We start from the raw sequence: 22,251 nt of genomic DNA, 5'->3' as shown, positions 1-22,251 counted from the left end.
CGCGGTCCTCTCTCGACTGCCGGTGGGGGTTCAGGGCCGGGCGGTCGCGGCGTGCGCGGCGACGAGCTCCGCCACGACGGCGCGGTCGGTCTTGCCGTTGGGGTTGAGGGGCAGGGACTCCAGGTGCAGGAACACGTTCGGCACCAGGTGGACCGGCAGGCCCGCGGCGAGGGTGCGGCGGAGCTCGGCCTCGCGGGCGGGCTCGCCGGTGTAGCAGGCCATCAGCTCGGTGGTCCCGCCCTGCCGCACCGGCACCACGACGGCCTCCCGGATGCCGGGGCGGCGGCGCAGCAGGGTCTCGAACTCGCCCAGCTCGACCCGGTAGCCGCGGATCTTGACCTGGTTGTCCAGCCGGCCGAGGTGGACCAGGGTGCCGTCGTCCTCGGTGCGGACCCGGTCGCCGGTCCGGTAGTACCGCTCCCCGTCCGCCGCGCCGCCGTCCGCGCCGAGGAAGCGGTTGGTGTCGTCGCGCGGGTCCAGGTAGCCGTCGAAGCGCTGCGGCCCGCGGACGCACAGCTCACCGTCCTCGGTGACGGTGTGGTCCAGGCCCGGGAACAGGGTGCCGATCGGCACCGTGTCGTTCACCGTGTCCGGCCACTCCCCGCGCTGCGCCGGCAGCCGGAAACCGGTGCACGCGAGGGTCAGTTCGGTCGGGCCGTAGATGTTCGTCAGCACCGATCCGGGGGCGAAGGCGTGCCACTCCTCGGCCTGCGCGTAGGTGAACTGCTCGCCGCAGAACACGCTGTGGCGCAGCCCGGCGCCCCGGCCGGCGGGCAGCCCGCCGAGCCCGGCGGCGGCCGAGACCGCGGACGGTACCGAGAACCAGTGCGTGAGCTTCCGGTCGACCGCGTACTCGACCGGGCTCAGCAGCTCGGCCGCGTCGGGCACGACCAGCGTCGCCCCGCCGGCCCAGGTGACGAAGAGGTCGTACACCGAGAGGTCGAAGGTCAGGTCGAAGGTGTGCGACGTGCGGCAGCCCGGACCGACCTCGAACCGGGGGACGGCGTGCTCCAGGAAGGCCAGCACGTTGCGGTGCCGGATCGGCACGCCCTTGGGCCGCCCGGTGGAGCCGGAGGTGAACAGCAGGTAGGCGATGTCGTCGGGGCCGGCGGACGGTGCCGGCAGCGAACCGTCCGGCCGGGCGGCCAGGAGTTCCGCGTCGGTGAGCGCCAGTACGGGCCGGGCCGGCCGGGTGCCGGCGGGGCAGTGGTCGAGCCACTGCTGCCCGGCGGCGTCGACGATCACCACGTCGACGTCGGCCAGTTCGCAGATGGCGGTGTTGCGTCGCGGCGGGTACTTGAGGTTCAGCGGTACGACCTGCGCGCCCAGGCGCTGCGCCGCGAGGTAGCCGCCGTAGGCGACCCCGCTGCGCGAGGCCAGCAGGGCCACCGAGCGGACCCGGCCGTGTTCGGCGGTGATGCGCTCGGCCAGCGCCTCGGCCGCGCGCTCCAGTTCGGCGTAGCCGATCGACGAGCCGGCCAGCTCGACGGCGGGCAGTTCGGGGTGGCGCCTCGCGGTGGCGGCGAAGACGTCGTGGAGGGTGCTGATGCGGTCTTCCATGTCGACCTTCCGGGTCGGGAGGTGAAGCGGGCCGGGGGCGGTCTCAGGCTTCGTGGGCGAGGAGGAGGCGCGCGATACCGGCCAGGCGGCCGACCTCGGCGGTGTCGCGGGCGGTGAACCACGCGGCCTGCCCGGCCGCGGTCGGGCGGTCGAACAGCATGCTCGGGGGGACGGTCACCCGGAAGATCCCGGACAGCTGCGAGGCGACCTTCATCGCGGTGACCGATTCGGCGCCGAGGGCGAACAGGTCGGTGCGGGCGTCGATGGTGTCGCGGGCCAGGGCGTCGGCCCAGAGCTCGACCAGGAGCTCGGCGAACGGCGAGGCGTCGGCGGCGGTGTCAGCGGTGTCAGCGGTGTCGGCGGTGTCGGCGTCGAGTGCGGCGTCGGCGGGGGTGCGGGCCCCGGGAAGGACGGAGACGTCGCGCTCCCGGAGCACGGCCTCGTACGCGGCGTCGAGGTCCTGGGGCAGCGGCCGCCCCGCCAGCGTGAGCCGGTCGGCCTTGCCGCTGGGGGTCAGCGGCAGGGCGGTGACGGCGACGCAGGCGAACGGCACCATGTACCCGGGCAGGGTCCGCGCCAGTTCGGCGCGCAGCGTCCGCGGCGGGACGTCGTGGCCCTCGGCGAGGCGGTAGTAGGTGATGATCTGCTTCTCCGTCGCACCGTCCCGCACCACCACGACGGCGTCGGCCACGCCGTCCTGGGCCAGCACCCGTGCCTCGACCTCGCCGAGTTCGACCCGGAAGCCGCGGATCTTGACCTGTCCGTCCCGGCGGCCGAAGTAGTGGATCCGGCCGTCCGGGAGCCGGGTGCCGAAGTCGCCGGTGCGGTAGGTCCGGTCCGGGGCCGCTCCGGCGCCGGCCGGGTCGCGGGTCACGAAGCGTTCGGCGGTCAGGTCGGGCCGGCCCAGGTAGCCGTCGGCCAGCGGCACGCCGGAGACGCAGATCTCGCCGGGCACGCCGTCCGGGAGGGGCTGCAGCCGCGCGTCGAGGATCTCCACCACCGCGCGGTCGATCGGGGCGCCGATCGCGGGCAGGTCCGGCCAGTCGGCCGGGTCGGCGGGCAGGCGCTCGGCCGTGACGACATGGGTCTCCGAGGGGCCGTACTGGTTCTCCAGCGAGGCGCCGGTGTGCCGGAAGAACTCGCGCACCAGCGGGCTGACGAGCAGCTGCTCGCCCGCCGTGATGACCTCGCGCAGCTCCGAGGGGTAGCGGCCGAGGCGCGAGGACGCCTCGGCGAGCTGCTGGAGCGCGACGAAGGGCAGCACCAGCCGGTGCACCCGCCGCTCGCCCAGCCAGTCGACCAGCCGGTCCGGGTCCCGGCGGACGTCGTCGGTGATCAGCACCAGGGTGCCGCCGGTGCCCCAGGTGGCGAACATCTCCTGGAAGGCGCCGTCGAAGCTGAACGCCGCGAACTGGAGGGTGTTCCAGCCCGGTCCGGCCTCCGAGTGCCGGAACTGCCAGTCCAGCAGGGCCGCCAGCGGCCGGTGCGGCATGGCGACGCCCTTGGGCACCCCGGTCGAGCCGGAGGTGTAGATGACGTAGCAGAGGTCCGCGGTGGTGCTCGCGGGGCGCGCCGCGGTCGGCCGGGCCGCGGGGAGGCCCGGCGTGCCGGCCGGCGTCCCGTACAGGTCGACGACCCGGACGCCCCCGGGGACGGTGAGGTCGCCCTCGATCCCGGGCGGGCCGACCAGGACCTCGGCTCCGCTGTCGGCGAGCATGTGGTCGAGGCGCTCGCGGGGGTAGGCCGAGTCGAGCGGCACGTAGCCGGCGCCGCTCTTGAGGATCGCCAGCAGGGCGACGATCAGTTCGGGGCAGCGCGGGCCGGAGAGCGCGACGACCCGGGCGGTGCCGATCCGGTCGGCGAACCGGTCGGCGGCGGCCCGCAGTTCCGCGTAGGTCATCTCGCCGCCGTCCCAGCGCAGGGCCGGGGTGTCGGGGTGCCGGTCGGCGGTGCGGTCGAACAGCCCGTGCGCGGTGAGGTCCCAGGCGTCGGTCCCGTCGGTCCCGTCGGTCCCGGCCGGCGCGGTCCGGGGCGGCACCAGGGGGAGCAGGCCGACCGGCGTCCGCTGGTCGCGGACCGCCGCGCGCAGCAGCTCCAGGTAGGCTTCGACGACGCGTTCGGCGGTGTCCGGCCCGTGGCGCAGGCCGTCGTGGGCCAGCGAGCCGCGGCGGCGCTCCGGGTCGAGGGCGAACACGAGGTCCAGCGGGAGGTCCGGCGCGAGGTCTCCGCCGCCGAGCAGGACCGCCGCCCGGCAGCGGTCCCCGACGGCGGTCCCGGCCGGCTCGTCGATCGCGAACTCCCCGCCGGCCGCGTCCCGCAGCTGCCCGGCGGCCGCCGAGGCGAGGTCGGCGAACACGGTGTCCGGGTCGAGCGGGCTCCGCAGCGGCGCCCACGAGCCGTCCGCCCCGGCGCCGACCACGACCTCCTCGGTCCCGGTGTTCTCCCACGGCGAGGCGACCCGGTACAGCAGCGCCTGCAGTCCGGCGGCCAGGGTCGCCAGCACCGGTACGCCCGATTCCGGGGCGGCCGCCGCGAGGCCCTCGGCGAGCTCGTCCGGGAGCGGGAACTCCAGCCGGGGGCGCGGCTGTCGCGGCGTGGGGTCCGGCCCGCCCCGGTCGGCCGGCCAGCCGGTGGCGGGGGGCGCGTCCCGGAGCCGGTCGAGCAGTGCGGCGCGCGCGGCCGCGGAGGCCGGCGGCGTGGTGCTCGGCAGTGCGGTGGCGTCCGGCAGTGCGGTGGCGTCCGGCAGTGCGGTGGTGCTCGGCGGTGCGGTGGTCATCGGGTCCCGTTCCCCTCGTTGTCGCGGCCGGCGGTGGCGCGTCGCGACCTCGCCAGCAGGGCGCTCCGCGCTCCGGAACCGGCCGGCCGGGCCGCTGCGGCCGGGGCGGCCGGGGCCGCGGCGCGGGGCGGGTCGTCGGCGAGCGCGGTGGCCAGGTCGTGCACGGTCGGATGGGTGAAGAGCAGCAGCGCGGCGACGGGCCGGTCCAGGACCTGGGTCAGCCTGGTCCTGGCGCGGGCCAGCAGCAGCGAGTCGCCGCCGATCTCGAAGAAGTTGTCGTGGGTGCCGACGGCGTCGAGGCCGAGCAGGTCGCACCAGACGGCCGCGATCTCCCGTTCCAGCCGCGACACCGGGGCGACGCGGGCCGCGCCGGCGGTCCGGTCGCGCGGCGGCTCCGGCAGCTTCAGGTGGTCGATCTTGCCGTTGCCGTTGAGCGGGAGCGAGTCCAGCGGCACGATCACCGACGGAATCATGAACTCCGGCAGGAACTCGGTCAGTCGGCGGCGCAGCGCGGCCGGGTCCAGCTCCGCGGCGGTGAGCGGCGCGGCGGGCGAGACGTAGGCGACCAGGCGCAGCGGCCCGGGCCCGGGATCGCTTCGGCGCGCCGTGACGACGCCGCGGCCGACGCCGGGGAGCTGTTCCAGCCGGGCCTCGATCTCGGGCAGCTCGATCCGGTGGCCGCGGACCTTCACCTGCCGGTCGATCCGGCCCAGGTAGTCCAGGGTGCCGTCGGGCAGCCGGCGCACCAGGTCGCCGGTGCGGTAGAGGCGGGCGCCCGGCCTGGACGTGAACGGGTCGGGCAGGAACTTCTGCTCGGTCAGCTCGGGGCGGCGCAGATAGCCCAGCCCCACCCCGATGCCGCCGACGAACAGCTCGCCGGGGACGCCGACCGGCACGGGGTGCAGCCGCTCGTCCAGGACGTGCGCGGTGGTGCCGGCGACCGAGGTGCCGATGGTCGGCCGGCGCTCGCCGTCCAGGCGGGTGTGGGTGCACCAGATGGTGATCTCGGTGGGGCCGTAGATGTTGACGAGCCTGCGGTTCGGCGCCCACAGCGGGCCGAGCTCCGGCGGGAACGCCTCGCCGCCGACCAGGATGGTGCGCAGTCCCGGCACGTCCTCCGGCCGGGTCACCGCGAGCGCGGAGGGCGGCAGGAACGCCATCGTCACGCCGTAGCGGCGGACGGTCTCGGCCAGGTCGGAACCGGGCAGCATCCGGTCGCGGGGCACGACGCACAGGCGGCCGCCGTGGGCGAGGGCGAGGGTGAAGTCCAGGACCGAGCCGTCGAAGCTCGGCGAGGAGAACTGGAGCACCGTGTCCGGTGCCTGCGGGTCCATGAACTCCAGCTCGGCGTGGGCGGAGTTGACCACGCCGCGGTGGTGCAGCACGACGCCCTTGGGCCGGCCGGTGGAGCCGGAGGTGAAGACGATGTAGGCCGGGTCGGCGGGCCCGGTGGTCCGGGCGGGGCGGGTGTCGGGGTACTGGTCGAGCGGGTCGTCGGGGCCGCCCAGGCGGACCACCGGCAGCCGGTCGGCGCCGGGCGGGTCGGCCCGGCCGGTGCGGGTCACCAGGGCCTTGATCCCGGTGTCCTCGATCATGAGGGCCAGCCGTTCGGCCGGGTAGGCGGTGTCCAGCGGCACGTACGCCGCCCCGGCCTTGAGCACGCCGAGGAAGGCGACCGGCAGGTCCTGGCAGCGGTCGAGCGCGACGCCCACGGCGGTGCCGGGGCCGACCCCGATCGCGGTCAGGTGGTGGGCGAGCCGGTTGGCCCGCGCCTCCAGGGCGGCGTAGCTGAGTTCACCGTCGGCGCCGACCACGGCGGGCCGCCCGGGCTCCCGGTCCGCCCAGCGTTCGAACAGGGCCGGGACGTCCGGGGCGAGCGGCTCGGGCAGGCCGGTGTCGTTCCAGCGGTCGAGCTCGGCGAGTTCGTCGGCGGTCATCAGGTCCAGGTCGGCGACGGCCGTGTCCGGTGCGGCCAGCGCGGCCCGGAGCAGGGTGCCCAGGTGGCCGAGGAAGCGGTTCACGGTGTCGGTGCCGTAGAGGCCGGTGTTGAACTCGGCGGTGCCGCGGTAGCCGCCGCCGGTCCCCGCCCCGGCGTGTTCGAGGATGACGGAGAAGTCCTGGATCGCGCCGCCGCCGTGCACGGGCAGCGGGGTGAGGTCCGCGCCGGGCAGGCCGAGCGCGGTCTCGACGTCCTGGAGGACGAACAGCAGCTGGACGACGGGGTCGTGGCTGGGGTCCCGGTCCGGGCGCAGCAGTGTCACGAGGTCCTCGAACGGGAAGTCCTGGTGCTCCTGGGCCTGGCTGATGGTGCGGTGGGCGGCGCGCGCCAGGTCGAGGAAGGTGGTGTCCGCGCCGACGCGCAGGCGCAGCGGCACCAGGTTGACGAAGCAGCCGACGGTGCGGGCGAACTCCGGGCGGACGCGGTTGGCGACCGGCGAGCCGATGATCATGTCGTCGCGGCCGGTGTGCCGGTGGACGACCGAGGCGAACGCGGCCAGCAGGGTCGCGTAGGCGGTGACGCCGTGCCGCCGGGTGAACCCGGTGACCAGCTGCTCGACCTCCGCGGGCCAGGCGAAGGAGACCTCGGCCCCGTCCGGCCGGCGCCGCGCGGGCCGGGTCCGGTCGGTGGGGAGGTCCAGCAGGGTGGGGGCGCCTTCGAGTTCGCCGCGCCAGTAGTCGGCGAGCCGCTCGCGGCGGGCGCCGGTCAGCTGCTCGGACTGCCAGGCGGCGAAGTCCAGGAACTGCACCTTGGGCGCCGGCGCGGCGGCGGGGCGGTGCTCGGTCCGGGCGGTGTACGCCTCCGCCAGTTCGGCGAACAGCAGCTCCAGGCTCCAGCCGTCGCAGACGATGTGGTGCACGGTCAGCACGAGCGCGGCCGACGGGGTGCCCGGGGCGATCAGCCGGGCCCGCAGCAGCGGGCCGGTGGACAGGTCGAAGGGTGCCCGGGCCTCGGCGTCGACCCGCTCGGCGGCCCAGGCCGCCAGGTCGGCGGGCCCGATGTCGGCGGGTGCCGTGTTCGCCGCCGCCGGGTTCGACGCCGGGTCCGCGGGCCGGTCGACGGCCAGGCGCACGGCGAGGGCGGGCAGGACCCGCTGCCGGGGCTGTTCGTCGTGGACGTCGATGACGGTGCGCAGGGCCTCGTGGCGGGCGACGAGGTCGCCCAGCGCCGCTTCGAGCACGGCGGCGTCGAGGTCGCCGCCGACGCGGAAGGCGTAGGACAGGTTGTAGACGGCGTTGTCGGGATACAGCTGCGACGAGAGCCACATCCGCCGCTGGGTCGCCGACAGCGGCGCGCCCGCCTCGGTCCGCTCGACCACGGCGACGGGCGCGGCCGGGGCCGGCCCGGTGGGGCCGCCGGCCGTGTCGGTGCCCGCGGCGGCCGCGGCCGCGGCCCAGCCGTCGAGGAACGCGGACAGCAGGGCGACGGTCGGATGGTCGAACAGGGCCCGGGCGGTGATCGGCAGGCCGAAGTCGGTGGCCAGCCGGGCGGCGGCCCGGACGGCGCTGAGCGAGTGGCCGCCGATGGCGAAGAAGTCGTCGTCGACGCCGGGCGGGGACTGCTCCAGGATCTCGTGCCAGATCGCGGCGACGCGGGACTGGGTGGGGCCGGTGGGCTGCCGGCGGGGGGTGCCGGGGCGGCCCGGGGTCGTGGTCGGGCGGTCCTCGGCCGCGCCGTCCGGGGCGGCGGCCGACCCGATGGCCGCCCCGGCCGCGGTCCGGGCCGCGGCGGCTTCGGCGGCGGCGAGTTCGGCGGCCACGAGTTCGGCGGGCCACGGCGCGGCGGCCGTCGGGCTGTCGGGCGAGGAGGTCAGGGCTTCGAGCAGGCCGACGAAACCGGCCGCGACGGCGGCGGCCGTGCCGGCGTCCAGCACCGCCGTCCGGTAGCGCAGATAGCCCCGCATGCCCGTCGGCAGGTCGGCGAGCTGCAGCTCGACCTCGTACAGCGAACGGCGGGAGAGCGGCTCGACCGCCTCCACCAGCAGCGGTCCGGCGGTGGCCGGAGGGTCCAGCGGCTGGATGCCGCCGAGCAGCACCTGGAACAGCGGGTGCACCTCGGGCCGGCGGGCCGGGGCGAGGCGCTCGACCACCCGGCGGAACGGCAGGTCGGCGTCGTCGAAGGCCGACAGGGTCGCGCCGCGGGCCACCCGCAGGGCCTCGCGCCACGTCCCGGTGGAGGACAGCCGCAGCCGCAGCGCGGTCTGGTTGGCGAGGAAGCCGGCGGTGTCGCGGGAGTCCTCGTCGCGACGGCCGACCACCGTGCCGACGACCGTGTCCCCCTGGCCCGACAGGCGCTGCAGCAGGACGGACAGCGCGGTGAGCCAGACCATGAACGGGGTGGCGCGCTCCGCCGCCGCGACGGCGCGGACGGCGTCGGCCAGCCCGGCTGGTACCTCGACCGGAAGGACCGCCGCGGCGTAGGGGTCGTCGCCCTGGACGGGGCGACCGAAGGACGGCCAGCGGTCGGCGGCCGGCGGCAGGCCGGCCAGTTCGGCGGCGCGGAGCTCCAGCCGCCGGGCGGCGTCCGGTCCGTCGGCGGCGGAGCGGATCCGGTCCGCCGCCGCGGCCAGGGCCGGCGGCGGGGTCGGCAGGTCCTCGCCGCGCAGCGCCGCCACCAGGTCGGCCTGGAACAGCTGGAACGTCCGGCCGTCGGCGACGATGTGGTGCACGACGGCCAGCAGCCGGTGCCGCTGCCCGGCCAGCCGGGCCAGGGTGAAGCGGGCCGGCGGGCCGTGCTCCAGGTCGAACGGCCGATGGGTCTCGCGGTCGGCGAGCGCCTCCCAGCGCTGCTCGGCCCCGGCCCCGGGCGTGGTGCCCGCCGGGTCCGTACCGGGGTCGGTCAGGTCGACCAGGTCCATCCGGCCGGTGAAGTCGGGCTCGACCAGCAGGACCGGGGTGCCGTCCGGGCCGGCCGGGAAGCGGGCGCGCAGCGCCTCGTGGCGGCGGCCGAGCACCCGGACGGCGTTCGCCGCGGTCTCCGGGTCGAGCGGTCCGGTCAGGTCGACGACCAGGGCGAGCTGGTGGACCAGGGCCTCGGGCGTGGTCAGGTCGAACAGCCACATGTCCTCCTGCCCGGCGTCCGGCCGTCCGGTCCGGGCCGCGGCCGCCGGAGCGGCGTCGAGCGGATCGAGTCCGGCCTGCTGGTGGACGCGCCGGAGGCTCTCGGCGGAGAACCGGCCGGCGCGGGCGCCCGGCCGAGGGGGCATCTCGGTCATGAGGTGGTCACGGCTCCGATCTCAGGGGTCTCGGCGCGCAGGAGGACGTCCAGGGGCGCGCCGTCGGGCAACTCGGTGCTGTCGCCCGCCGCGGGCGAACGGAGGAAGTCGACGGCCGCGTGGTTGCGGCCGGTGTCGCGGTAGCCGAGGACGATCCGGTCGGCGCCCATGGCCCGGGCGTGCGCGGCGATCTCGCGCATCGCCCGGACCTCGACCCCCTTGCCCATGGCCGGGCAGGAGATGACGAACGCCTCGACGACGCAGTCCGAGCCGTCCTTGGCGAGTGCCAGCACGACGCTGGGGCCGAGGTCGCCGAGGCGGTCCCGGACCCGGCCGAGCCGCAGTACCCGGTCGCCGCCGGCGGCCGCCGCGTCGACCTCGGCGGGCGTCATCGGCAGGCCGAGGGTGAACTCCTTGGAGGCCACCAGCATGTCGTTGATCTTGGCGAGGTCGGCGCCCCGGGGCTCCCGGAAGTCGGTCTCGACCCCGAGCCCGGCGATGAAGGAGGCCAGGGACAGCGCGCCGGCGGGTTCCACGGGACCGGCGGGGCCGGTGGCGCCGCCCGGTCCGGGCCCGCGGGCCGGCGCGCCGGGTACCGGCAGGCGGTCGAAGACGCCCGCGGCGGCCAGCAGCGACGGCCAGGCCGCCGCCTCCGGGCCCAGGTCCACCGTTTCGGCGGGGCCGCCGTCGGCCGGGCGCACCGTGACCGTCAGCCGGTCCTCCCGGCGCCGGAGCAGGGCCACGTCCCGTGCGGCCAGACCGCGTCCGGCGGCCAGCTCGCGCACCTGGGCGTCGGGGCCGCGGTCGTCGAAGTGCCAGTCCGTCAGCAGGGCCGCGACCGCCGGGTCGCCGTCGAGCAGCTCGCGCCACGCCCCGACCGCGTCCGGACCGCCGAGCGCGTACGAGGGCACTCCGGCCGCGGACAGCCAGCGCAGCACCCCGCCGAGGCCGTCGACGTCGTCGGCGTCGACGAGGCCGCCCAGGTCCAGCGCCGCCGCGTGGCAGGTGTCGCCGGCCCGCAGCCGCAGGACGTGGGCGATCCGCGCCCCGAGGTGGTGGAAGACCTCCTCGCGGTACGGGACCTTGGCGTACTGGTACAGCGCCGGGTGGTGCGCCTTGGCGGCCCCGAGCGAGCGCAGCACCGCTTCGAGGTCCACCAGGTGGACGTTCGGCCGGTCGGCCAGCGCGGCCCGGACGCCCTCGCGGGCGGCCGCGGCGGCGGCGGTGCGGCCGTCGGACCAGCAGTCGCCCGCGACGCCCAGCGGATCGGCCGCCGGCAGCCCGGGGAGCACCATGACCAGGGTGGCCCCCCAGCGGGCCGCGGCCTCGGCCGTGACCTCGGCGACGGCCGCCAGCCCGGTGCTCCAGGCGCCGTCCTCCAGTTCCTCCAGGCGCTGCGCGACCACCACCACGTCCAGGTCGGCCCGGGCGGAGCCGCTGTCCGGGTCGAGGCACTCCTGGACGATCCGGTTGTAGGGCGCGACCCGGACGTCCGGGCGGCCGAACGCCCCGCCGAGCGCGGTCGCGAGATAGGGCACGAGCGGGTCGGCCGTGTAACTGGCCATGATCCCGACGCGCGGTCCGCCGGGCGGTCCGGCGCGCTCGGCAGCCTGGTGGGCGGCCCGCAGCGCGCGCAGGTCGACCGGCACGTCGATGAGGGGCAGAGGCATGATCGTCCTTCCGTCGGCACCCGGACCCGGCCGGGACGCCGGCGGTTTCCAGGGCCTGCTTGACCTCGGCGAGGGAACGGACCGCCGTCAAGGAGTGGGGTAACGGTGGCCGCGGGAGGCCGTGGGGGTGGTGCGGGTCGGCGCCGGTACGGGCCGGGCGGCGGTCACGGGGCCGCCGCCGCGGCCCCCTTGGCCGTCAGCAGCCCGCGCAGCGCGGCGATGCTGGTGTGGCCCTTGATCTCCCGGCTGCTGAAGGCCACGTCGAAGTGCTCCTCCAGCACGACCACGACCTCGACGTGCTTCAGGCTCGTCCAGGCGGGGTGCGCGCCGGGGCCGGAGTCCTCGGACAGTTCGCTCCCCGGCACCCCCAGGACCTCGGCGACCAGGCCGGTCAGCCGGTCGGCCGCGTGCTGGTCGGCCGGCTGCTGCGGGGCCGGCCGCTCGGTGGCGCTCATCGGCGGGCCGCCCGTCGGGTGCGGTGGGCCGGGGACGCGGCGCCGGTACCGGGCTGGGTGGGGCGGGAGGACATGGCGGGGACCACCTTTCGCGGAGCGCGGGCAGGAACGGGGAACGGGAGCGGGGACGGGGGAGCGGGCGCGGCGCTCACCGGGCGAGGGCGCGGAACCGGTCGGCGATCCGCTCGCCGAGCGCCTGCACGGTCGCGGCGTCGTGGATGCTGCGCCGGTAGTAGATCTGCAGCACCAGCGCGCCGTCGACGATGGCCGGCATCAGGTCGAGCAGGTAGGGCCAGGTGCAGGCGCCGTCCTGGCACGGGCCGACCGGGTCGGGGCAGTGCCCGAACAGGGTGGTGTGCGCGGAGGTCTGCTCGAAGCCGGACTCGCCCATGTAGTTGAAGGTGAACTGCGGCTGCTCGCCCCCGGCCAGCGCGGCCCGCAGCGCGGGGTCGGCGTGCTGGTGGACCAGCACCGCGTAGCCGAGGCCGGCGTCCGGGACGACCGCCAGCTGGCGGTGCACCGACCGCACCAGGTCGATGCCCTCGCTGTCGCCGACGTCGATGCCGATCGGGAAGTAGATCTGGAACCAGCCCACCGTCCGGACCAGGTCGAGGTCGGGGAAGCGCTGGGGCCGCCCGTGGCCGGCGACCGCGAACCGGCAGGAGTCGGCGCCGGTCCACTCGCTCAGGACCGCGGCCGAGGCCGCGAGGACGGCGTCCGACAGGCTGGACCGCGCCGCGACGGCGAGGCGCTGCACCGCGGCCGTCTCCTCGGCGCTCACCCGCACCTCGGCGGTCTCCATGTAGGCCATCTGCCGGGAGCCGCCCTCGTGGTCGACCGGCACCACCGGCCTGCGGGCGCCCTCCGGGAAGGGGGCGACCTGCTCCAGCCAGAACGGCACCTCGGTGAGCAGTTCCTCGCCGGCCGCGTACGCGTCGATCCGGTCGGTCCAGTCGCGGAACGACGTGGTCTTCGGCGCCAGCAGCAGCGGCTCTCCGGCGACGGCCTGCTCGGTGAGGGTGGTGAGGTCCTCCAGTACCAGGCCCCGGGACATGCCGTCCACGACCAGGTGGTGGCACATGATCAGCAGCCGGTCCGGCTCGCCGTCGGTGTGCAGGTGCAGCACCCGCAGCGAGGGCCCGTGCTCCAGATCGAGGCTGCCCTGGAGCGCGGTGGCCAGCTCCTCGGCCCGCGCGGCGCGCTCCCCGGCCGGGAGCCCGGTCAGGTCGACGCGCTCGAACGGCACCTCCATTCCGGTGGGCTCCGACCACTGCCGCCACTCGCCGTCCGCGCCGCGGGCGAAGCGCAGCCGGAGCGCGTCGTGGTGGTCCACCAGGACCCGGAGGGCGCGCTCCAGGTGCTCGGCGGTGACACCTTGACGAACCGTCAGGTAGTAGGGGTGGTTGTAGTAGTTGGGGTCGCCGGTGGTGCCGACCGGGTTGGTGAAGAACCAGTGCTGGGCCGGGGCCAGGGCGACCGGTCCGACGACCGGACCCTGGTCGGCGACGACGACCGGGGCCCCGTCGGCCTCGGCCAGCTCGGCGACCGACGCCGTCTCCAGGACGGCCCGCGGCGACAGGCTGATGCCGTGCCGGGCAGCCTGGGAGACCACCTGGATCGCGGTCATCGAGTCGCCGCCGAGCGCCAGGAAGTTGTCGGAGAGCCCGACCCGGTCGGTGCCGAGCAGTCGGGCGAGGATCTCGGCCAGCTGCCGTTCGCGGTCGGAGCGCGGCTCGATGTACTCGCCCCGGGAGACGCGCCAGCGGGCCCGGTCCACGGCCGCGTGGATGCCGGCCGCGTCCGACAGTTCGGCCAGGACGCGCAGCCCGGCGGCGGCGCCGGTGACCGGGGCGACGGTTGCGGCACCGGGGATGGCCCCGGCCTCCCGCTCCACCGTGAACAGCGGCTCGTCGAGGGCCCACAGGTGGTCCAGGACCTGGCGCGCGCCGTCCGCGTCCGGCGGTACGGCGACCGCGAGCAGGCCCGGGAAGCGGGAGTTGAGCCGGCCGCAGAGTCCGGCGTCCGGGTCCAGCAGGACGCAGTCGGCCGGGTCGACGTCCCCGGCGGCGAGCGCCTCCGCGAACCGGGCCTCGACCTCCCCGTCCTGCTCCCCGCTCCGGCCGCCGTCCTGGTCCCCGGCGAGCCACGAGGCGGCGTCCGGGTCGGGCAGCAGGTCGGGCCGGGCGGCGAGCGCGGCCCGGACGGCGGGTCCGGCGCCGGTGAACACCAGCGACCGGCCCTGTTCGGCCGCGCGCCGCAGCGCCCGGGCGACGAGCGCGGCGGACCCGTGGCCGTCGTCGGTCCCGGTGTCCCCGCCGTCGGCCCCGTCGCCGAGTCCCAGCAGGCGGTCCGGGGCCGCCAGGACGGTGCCGCGCGGTCCGGTGCTCAGCACGGCGCGGGCCAGCACGGTGGCCAGGACGGTCGTGAACTCCGGGGTGTACGGCATGTGCGCGAGCCGGTCGGCGTGCTCGTCGTCGCGCCGCTCCACCGGGTACCGGTCGGCGACGGGTCCGACGTCGAGCACGCGCACGTCGGTCAGCGAGGCCGCCAGCCGGGTCAGCCGCGCGGTCAGCCCGCGCCCCAGGGCGGCCCACGGTTCGGCGGACCAGCCGGGCGAGGCCGGGCAGACGGCGAGCAGGAGCGGCGTCCGGGACCAGCCGCGGTGGCTCAGCAGCGCGGCGTGCAGGTCGGCGAAGGCCGTTTCGAGGTCGCGGACGACGGCGTCGAACCGGGTCGGGGCGTCGGTGGCCCCGGCGAGGGTGCGCGGGTCGTGGCCGAGATGGCGGACCGAGTCCTCCCAGCGGAGCAGCACGGTGTTGACGGGGGCCCCGGCGGTGCCGAAGGCGGCGCCCGGGTCGAGCAGTTGCTGCACCACCTGCGCGTACGGAGCGAAGGGGACCTTGGCCGGCCGGCCGAACAGGTCGAGCCAGAACCCGAGCGCCGGGCCGCCCGCCTCGGCGGTGAAACTGGCCGCCACGGCGGTGCGGGGCGCGGCGGCGGGGCCGGACTCCGGCTCGGACCCGGTGCCGGGCGCGAGCTCCGGGATCCGGCACTCCGCGGGGAAGGCGAGGTCGCCGCTGCGGGCGTCGGCGTCGTCGGCGATCGCGGCCAGCATGGCGGCGTAGGCGTCGAGCAGGGCCGCGGCCCCGGCGGGCGTGTACAGCCCGGTCCGGTAGTCCAGGGTGATCAGGAGTTCGTCGCCCTCGGCGTCGACGCTGAACAGAAGCTCGAACTCGGTCCCGGCCCGGAGCCAGGTCAGCTGGGTCGGGGTGAAGCCGTCGAAGGCGGGCAGGCTGTCGTCGCCGTCGACGAAGTTGAACAGGGTCTGGAACAGCGGCTGGCGGCCGGGGGTGCGGGCGGCGCGGACCGCCGAGACGATGTTCTCGAACGGCAGCCGCTGGACGGAGCGGGCGTCCAGGATCGCCCGGTGGGTCGCGGCGACCCGGTCGGCCACGGTCAGCTCGCCGCTCCCGGACAGCCGGATCGGCACCAGGTCGGCGAAGTCGCCCACGATGTCGGACAGTCCGGGGTACTCGCGGTTGGCGTTGAGGGTGCCGACGACGAACTCCTCGCGTCCGCCGGCCCGGGCCGCCAGCAGGTGGAACGCGGTGAGCGCGACGCTGAACAGCGGCACGTCCAGGCGGCGTCCGGCGGCGCGCAGCCGGGCGGCCGGTCCGGCGCCGAGGCGCCGGGACACCACACCGCTGTCCGAGCCGATCTGCCCGGTGTGGGGGAAGTCGGTCGGCAGCGAGGAGACCGCCGGGGCGTCCCGCATGATCTCCCGCCAGCGCTCCTCGTGCTCGCGTCCGCCCGGGCCGGCCAGCCAGTCCTGCTGCCAGTGCGCGTAGTCGGCGAACTGCACGCGCAGGTCCGGGAGTTCCGGGACGGTGCCGGAGCGGGCGGCGCGATAGAGCTCGGCCAGGTCGCGCACGACGACGGCCCAGGACCGGTTGTCGGTGACCGCGTGGTGCATGGCCATCGACAGGTAGTGGGTGGTCGGACCGGCCGCGTACAGCCGGAACCTGGTCAGCGGGCCGCGGTGGAGCTCGAAGGTCTCCTCGGCGGCCTCCCGCATCAGGCGCTCGACCTCGGCGGCCCGGTCGGGGCCGTCGGGGACGGTCACCGTCGCCGGGAACACCTCGCTGTCCCAGTCGGCGGCGTCGGGCACGACCCGCAGCACCGGCGCGCCGTCGCCGCCCTCGACGATCGTCGTCCGCAGGGTCTCGTGCCGCCGGACGAGGGCCGCGACGGCCGCGCGCAGCGCCGCCTCGTCGAGGTCGCCGTCGAGGCGCAGCGGGAAGGCGCTGTTGTGGAGCAGCCCGGCGCCGTGCACCTGGGCCAGGGCCCACAGCCGGCGCTGGGTGGAGGACGGGGCGAGCACCTGCTCGCGCGACACGGGCACCGGACCGTCGTCGACCACCCCGGGAGCCGCGGCGTCGACGAGGTGGGCGAGGTGGACCAGGGTCGGGCCGCTGAACAGCTCGAACGGCTCCACCGAGCGGTCGAACTCGGCCTTGATCCGGGTCAGCAGCTCGATGGCGAGGAAGGAGTGGCCGCCGAGCGCGAAGAAGCTGTCGTCCAGGCCGACGCGGTCGACCTTGAGCGTCTGCTGCCACATCGCGGCCAGGCGGCGCTCGGTGTCGGTGGCCGGCTCGCGGAATCCGCCCGCGCCCGGCAGTCCGGTGCCGGGCGCCGCTCCGCCGTCGGTGCCGTCGGACGCGTCGGCGACGTCGACGGGTCCGGCGGCCCCGGCGGCCAGCCGCGAGGGCCAGACCGGGGTGAGTTCGGCCGTGCGGCCGTCCTCGTCGCGGACGGTCAGCGGCAGCAGCCCGCGCACCACGGAGGCGCCGAGAAGCGGGTAGAAGTCGGCACCGGCGTACGGGACGAGGTCCAGTCCGTCGAGGAAGTCCGCGTCCTCCCGCTCCTCGTCGTGGCCGAGGACGTCCTCGGAGCCGTCGGAGCCGTCGGAGCCGTCGGCGTCCTCGGAGGCGTTGTGCCTGCCGGGCGCCTCGGCCCGGGCGGTGCGGACCCGGACGTCGGACCAGCGCCCGCACGCCTCGTCGAGCCGGCGGGCCGCCCCGTCGAAGACCTCGGTGCCCTGCCAGCGGGCCCAGGCCGCCGACGGCGGGCAGAGCACGATCGTCAGCGGGTCCTCGGACCAGGCCCGGTAGGCGGACAGGGCGTCGCACAGCTCCACCAGACCCCGGTCCAGGGCCGCGCCGACCTCCTCGGGGTCGCGCCGGTCCCGCACGGCACCGGCCCTGACCAGGTCCTCCCAGCGCAGCAGCGCCACGTGCGCCGCGCCGGGGTTCAGGCCGAACACGCCGTTCAGCGCGCGCAGCCGGCCGGCCAGCGGGCCGGATTCGGACGACACCTCGAAGTCCAGTCCGAGGCCCGCGTGCCGGGCCCAGGCGCGGAGCGCCGGGAGCACCGGCTCGACCGGGAACGAGGCCGCCAGCGCGACCAGTCCGGAGCGGGCCGGGGCGAGCCGGGTCCACGGGGTGTCGGGGGCGGCGGCGACGGCGCGCGCCACCTCGGCGAACCGCCCGGTCAGGTCGGCGATCGCCTCGGCGGTGAACAGGTCGGTGTTGTAGCGGAGTTCGCCCTCGAAGCAGCCGTCCGCGCGGCGTTCCATGTTCAGGAAGAGGTCGAAGTCGGTGACGCCGTTGTCGCGGGTCTCCACGGTGAACGCCGGGACCGCGTCGTCGAAGCGGGCCGGAACGACCTCGTGGAACCCGAACATGACCTGGAACAGCGGGTTGCGGGACGGGTCGCGCGGCGGGGCCAGGATCTCGACCACCTTGGCGTACGGGACCTCCTGGTCCCCGTAGGCCCGGCCGGCCTCCTCGTGCGCCGCGCGCAGCAGGTCCCGGTAGGTGGCCGAGGCCGCCGGGGCCATCCGCAGCACCAGGATGTCGGCGAAGCAGCCGATCATCGGCTCCAGTTCGGGGCGGGTGCGCCCGGCCACCGGGGACCCGACGACCAGCTCGGCGTCGCGCGAGGCGCGGGAGAGCAGGATCGTCAGGACGCCGAGCAGGGCGACGAACGGCGTGGTGCCCTCGGCCCGGGCCAGGGCGGCCAGGTCGGCGCTGGTCCCGGCGTCCAGGACGAGGGGGGTCAGGGCGCCGTTGTGGGTCTGCAGCGCGGGCCGGGGCCGGTCGGCGGGCAGGTCCAGGACGAACGGGGCGCCGGTGAGGCGGTCGCGGACGGCGGCGAGGCCCCGCGCCTGGCGTTCCCCCGCCGCGCGCTCGCGGGCCCACAGCGAGAAGTCCGGGTACTGGACCGGCAGGGTTTCCAGCTTCGCCGGGCGGTCCCCGGTGTCGGCGCGGTAGGACTCGACCAGCTCGCCCACGAGGACGGAGGTGGACCAGCCGTCGAAGGCGATGTGGTGGACGACGATCTGGAGCAGCTGTTCGTCGCCGCCGACCGGGAACAGCGCGGCGGCCAGCAGGCGTCCGGTGACCAGGTCGAGCCGGGTGCGGGCGTGCCGGAGCAGGGCCGCGTCGAGGTGCGGCGCGGTCCCGGCGGCGGCCGCGTCGGCGGCGGCGCGTCCGTCGGTGTCGGCGTGTCCGTCGGTGTCGGCGCCGGCCTCGACGGACACCGTGACCGGCCCGGCGGGCACGACGCGCTGGCGCGGCCCCTCGGGGCCGGCGACGAAGGCGGTGCGCAGCGCCTCGTGGCGGTCCACGACGGCGGCCAGGGCGCGTTCCAGGGCGCCGTGGTCCACGGCGCCGCGGATCCGGATCGAGACGGTGATGTTGAGGGCCGGGTTGCCCGGGTCGAGCAGGTCCTGGAAGTAGAGGCGTTCCTGCGCGGGGCTGAGCGGGACCAGCTCCAGGCCGGGGTCACGGGGCCGCGGCCGGCCGGCCGCGGCGGCGGCGCGCTTCTCGGCGCGCAGACGGGCGAGGAGTTCGGCGCGCTGGTCCGCCGACATCTCCTGGGCGGGTTCACGGACGGTCTCGGTCATCGGACACCCTCGTTCCGGGGGTCGGCCGACGGGTCGGCGGCAGCGGGCTGGGGCTTGGAGGCGGGCTGGGACGGGGAGGTCGAGGGGGACTGGCTGTCGAGATAGGCGTTCATGAGCTCCTCGTCGGCGTAGTCGCACAGCGCGGCCACGGTCGGTGCCTTCATCACGGCGCCGAGCGGGAGTTCGACGCCGAGGACGTCGAGCAGCCGGGACACGACGCGGGTTGCCAGCAGCGAGTGGCCGCCGAGCTCGAAGAAGTCGTCGTGGACGCCGATGTCGGCGATTCCGAGCAGATCGCCCCAGATCCTGGCGACGGCTTCCTCCCGTTCGTCCCGGGGCGCGACGAACGGGGTGGCCAGCTGCCGGGGGTGCGCGGCCGGGGCCGGTCCGGTCCCGGGCAGCGGCGCGGGCTGCGCCGGTGGCCGGGAGCCGGTCGCGGTGCCGTCCGCGGCGGGAACCGGGCCGGGGACGGTCCCGGTGACCGGCGCTTCGATCCAGTAGCGCCCGCGTTCGAACGGGTAGGTGGGCAACTCGGCCCGCCCGCGCGGGTCGTGGCGCCAGTAGCCGGCCCAGTCCGGTTCCGTGCCGGTGAGCCACAGCCGGGCCAGGGCCTCGGTGACGGTGCGGTCGGCGGGGTCGGGGCGGCCGGGCGCGGGCAGGCTGGTGACCACGAGGTTCCCGGACACCCCGGGGTGCTGCCGGGCCAGGGTGGCCAGGGCGGTGCCCGGTCCGACCTCGACCAGCGCCAGCGGTCCGGCCCCGGCCAGGGTCGCGAGGCCCTCGCCGAAGCGGACCCGTCCCCGCAGGTGCCGCACCCAGTAGTCCGGCGAGGTGGCCTGCTCGCCGGTGATCCACGTCCCGGTCAGGTTGGAGACGAACGGCAGCGCGGGCTCCGCGAGCGGGACGGCGGCCACCAGGGCGCGGAACTCCGCCAGGATCGGGTCCATCGCGGGGGAGTGGAAGGCGTGCGAGGTGTGCAGCGGACGGACCGCCACTCCCTCGGCGGCCAGCGTCCGTCCGACGGCGTCGAGCGCCTCGGCCGGTCCGGAGAGCACGCTGAGGGACGGGGCGTTGGAGGCGGCGACCGCCACCCCGCCCCCGGTGAACCGCTCGGCCTCCTCGGCCGGCAGCGCGACCGACAGCATCCGGCCCGGCGGCAGCGCCTGCATCAGGCGCCCGCGCAGGGCGACCAGACGCAGCGCGTCCCGGAGCGGCATCGTGCCGGCCAGGCAGGCGGCGACGTACTCGCCGACGCTGTGCCCGATCATCGCCGCGGGCCGGACGCCCCAGGAGTCCCAGAGCCGGGCGAGGGCGAACTCGACCGCGAACAGCGCGGGTTGCGCGAACTCGGTCCGGCGCAGCGGCTCGGCGTCGGCCGGGGCTGCCCCGGCAGAGTCGTCGGCACCGGCACCGGCACCGGCAGCGGCAGCGTCGAGGACGAGCTCGCGCAGGTCCCGGCCGAGGACCGGCCGGAGCAGTTCGGCGCAGGTGTCGAAGGCGTCCCGGTACACCGGCTCGGCGCGGTACAGCCCGGCGCCCATGCCGACGTGCTGGGCGCCCTGGCCGGAGAACATGAACACGGTGTCGCGGCGCCCGGTGCCGGCCCGGCCGGCCAGGGCCTGCGGCGAGCCGGGGGCGAGCGCGGCGACCGCCGCCGCGGTGGAGTCCGCGACCACGGCCAGCCGGTGCGCGAAGGCGGTCCGGCCGGCCTGGAGGGTGAAGGCGGCGTCGGCGAGCCCGCCCGGCCCCGCCCCGGCGAGGAGGCGCTCGCGCAGCCGCTCCCGGGCGGTGTCCAGCGCGCCCGGGGTGCGGGCCGAGAGCACGAGCAGCTGCCGCCCGCGGACCGGCGGACCGGCCGGCGCCGGGTCGGGCGCCTCCTGGAGGATCACGTGCGCGTTGGTGCCGCCCATGCCGAAGCCGCTCACCGCGCCCAGGCGCCGGCCGCCGCGCGGCCGCTCCCAGGCCCGCTCGGCGGTGGGCACCTCGAACGGGCTGCCGGCCAGGTCGATGCCGGGATTCGGCTCGCCGAAGTACGGGCTCGGCGGCACCACGGCGTGCTTGAGGGCCAGCACGACCTTGAGGAACCCGGTGATGCCGGCGGCCGCGTCCAGGTGCCCGGTCAGGGCCTTGACCGAGCCCAGGGCGCACCGCCCGTCGCGCTCGGGGTCGCGCCCGGCGAAGGCTTCGGCGAGCGCCGCGAACTCGATCGGGTCGCCCAGCGGAGTGGCGGTGCCGTGCGCCTCCAGATAACCGATGTCGGCCGGGTCCACGCCGGCGAGGTCCTGGGCGGCCCGCAGGACGGCGGACTGGCCCTGGACGCTGGGCGCGGTGAAGCCGACCTTGCGGCGGCCGTCGTTGTTGAGGGCGGTGGCCTTGATCACGGCGTGCACCCGGTCGCCGTCCGCGAGCGCGGCGGTCAGTGGCTTGAGCACCGCGGCGCCGACGCCGTTGCCGCTGACGGTGCCCGCGCTCCGGGCGTCGAAGGGCAGGCAGTCGCCGTCGGGGGAGAGGATGCCGTTCCCCCGGCCGTCGTGGACGGTCAGCTGCGGCAGCCGCACCGAGACGCCGCCGGCCACCGCGATCTCGCAGTCCCCGGCGAGCAGCGCCTGACAGGCGAGGTGGATCGCGACCAGGGAGGTCGAGCAGGCGCTCTGCACCGACAGCGCCGGACCGTGGAGGTCCAGGTGGTAGGCGACCCGGGTGGCGAGGGTGTCGGTCATGTTGCCGAGCAGCTGTTCCTCGCGCAGCTCGGCCAGGCCCGGATCGGGCAGCAGATGGCGGATGAGATAGGTGCTCAGGCTGGCCCCGGCGTAGACGCCGGTGACCGGCCGCCCGACCGGGGAGCCGTAGCCGGCGCCCTCCAGGGCGGTCCACGCGCACTCCAGGAAGACCCGCTGCTGGGGGTCGAGCAGCTCGGCCTCGCGCGGGCTGTAGCCGAAGAACGCCGCGTCGAAGAGCTCGGCCCCGTCGAGCACGCCCCCGGCGCGGACGGCGGTCGCGGCGCCGGGGGCCGATCCGTGGGCGCCGGCGCCGAGTTCGGGGGCCGGCACGGTGCGCACGGTCCGCCGCCCCGCCCGGACGACGGACCAGAACCGGTCCAGGTCGGGCGCCCCGGGGAAGGAGCCCGCCATGCCGATCACCGCGATGTCGAGGTCACCGGCTCCGGCGGCGTCGGCCTCGCGGTGATCGGCACCGGTGCCGGAGTGGTCGTTCGCCTCGGAGCCGTCGGCCCCGCTGTTCCCGTAAAGGCCGTCGTCGCTCGTGCCTGATGCCTCGTGGCGCACCGCCGTCCCCTCCCTCGTGGATTGGTTTGTGGCTCGCCGAGGAAGCTAGCGGAGCACTTTGATATCGCCGCCATTCGTGCGCCATGCGTGCGGCATGAATTCCCTCCGCGACAAATGCGCCCGGCCCCGGCGGAACTCTCCGGTATCCCGAGCCACCGCCCCGTCGGCCTTGCCGGCCCGGTGGATCGGCGCCCGTACCCCGAAAGCCGTTCGGGGGGGCGATTCGCTCTCGTTCGAGGTCGGGACGGCCCTGGTGACCGGCTGTTCGCAGCCCGAATGCCACCTTCGTGGCACTGTGCGGACAACCCGGAGAATTCGGTCGCCGA

At 76.4% G+C, this 22,251-nt stretch carries 7 protein-coding genes; all 7 read right to left on the bottom strand.

Annotated features, from left to right (window positions below):
- Nucleotides 1-30 precede the first annotated feature (30 nt).
- The gene (locus ACIQ9P_RS33050; RefSeq protein WP_402364637.1) at nucleotides 31-1,560 is read right to left on the bottom strand and encodes an AMP-binding protein; all 1,530 of its coding nucleotides are present in this window, start codon (nucleotides 1,558-1,560) and stop codon (nucleotides 31-33) included.
- Between the two features lie 43 nt (nucleotides 1,561-1,603).
- Complete coding sequence (locus tag ACIQ9P_RS33045) at nucleotides 1,604-4,336, bottom strand: non-ribosomal peptide synthetase (protein WP_402364634.1); 2,733 nt, start codon at nucleotides 4,334-4,336, stop codon at nucleotides 1,604-1,606.
- Nucleotides 4,333-9,549 carry an amino acid adenylation domain-containing protein gene (locus ACIQ9P_RS33040; RefSeq protein WP_402364631.1) on the bottom strand — a complete coding sequence of 1,739 codons (5,217 nt, stop codon included), beginning with the start codon at nucleotides 9,547-9,549 and terminating at the stop codon, nucleotides 4,333-4,335. Before ACIQ9P_RS33040 ends, ACIQ9P_RS33045 begins: the two co-directional genes overlap by 4 nt.
- Entirely contained in the window at nucleotides 9,546-11,219 is a 1,674-nt protein-coding gene (locus ACIQ9P_RS33035) for a hypothetical protein (RefSeq protein ID WP_402364628.1), read from the bottom strand. The genes ACIQ9P_RS33040 and ACIQ9P_RS33035 overlap by 4 nt, the downstream gene beginning before the upstream one ends.
- A 164-nt stretch (nucleotides 11,220-11,383) precedes the next feature.
- Nucleotides 11,384-11,674 (bottom strand): phosphopantetheine-binding protein, encoded by a 291-nt coding sequence (locus ACIQ9P_RS33030; RefSeq protein WP_402364625.1) that lies wholly within the window; start codon nucleotides 11,672-11,674, stop codon nucleotides 11,384-11,386.
- A gap of 148 nt (nucleotides 11,675-11,822) precedes the next feature.
- On the bottom strand, nucleotides 11,823-18,641 hold the full coding sequence (locus tag ACIQ9P_RS33025; RefSeq protein ID WP_402364622.1) for a condensation domain-containing protein: 6,819 nt from the start codon (nucleotides 18,639-18,641) through the stop codon (nucleotides 11,823-11,825).
- A complete protein-coding gene (locus ACIQ9P_RS33020) occupies nucleotides 18,638-21,925 on the bottom strand; it encodes a type I polyketide synthase (protein ID WP_402364619.1) in 3,288 nt (1,095 codons plus the stop codon). Before ACIQ9P_RS33020 ends, ACIQ9P_RS33025 begins: the two co-directional genes overlap by 4 nt.
- Nucleotides 21,926-22,251 lie beyond the last annotated feature (326 nt).

Source organism: Kitasatospora sp. NPDC094019 (assembly GCF_044764505.1).
Lineage (GTDB): Bacteria > Actinomycetota > Actinomycetes > Streptomycetales > Streptomycetaceae > Kitasatospora.
The sequence above is the reverse complement of the archived record's forward strand: the minus strand, read 5'-3'. Positions and strand labels throughout refer to the sequence as shown.

Bases quoted from the DNA above. Each gene is read 5' to 3' on its own strand.
- ACIQ9P_RS33040 (WP_402364631.1), bottom strand. From the start codon at position 9,549: ATGACCGAGATGCCCCCTCGGCCGGGCGCCCGCGCCGGCCGGTTCTCC.
- ACIQ9P_RS33030 (WP_402364625.1), bottom strand. From the start codon at position 11,674: ATGAGCGCCACCGAGCGGCCGGCCCCGCAGCAGCCGGCCGACCAGCAC.
- ACIQ9P_RS33035 (WP_402364628.1), bottom strand. From the start codon at position 11,219: ATGCCTCTGCCCCTCATCGACGTGCCGGTCGACCTGCGCGCGCTGCGG.
- ACIQ9P_RS33025 (WP_402364622.1), bottom strand. From the start codon at position 18,641: ATGACCGAGACCGTCCGTGAACCCGCCCAGGAGATGTCGGCGGACCAG.
- ACIQ9P_RS33050 (WP_402364637.1), bottom strand. From the start codon at position 1,560: ATGGAAGACCGCATCAGCACCCTCCACGACGTCTTCGCCGCCACCGCG.
- ACIQ9P_RS33045 (WP_402364634.1), bottom strand. From the start codon at position 4,336: ATGACCACCGCACCGCCGAGCACCACCGCACTGCCGGACGCCACCGCA.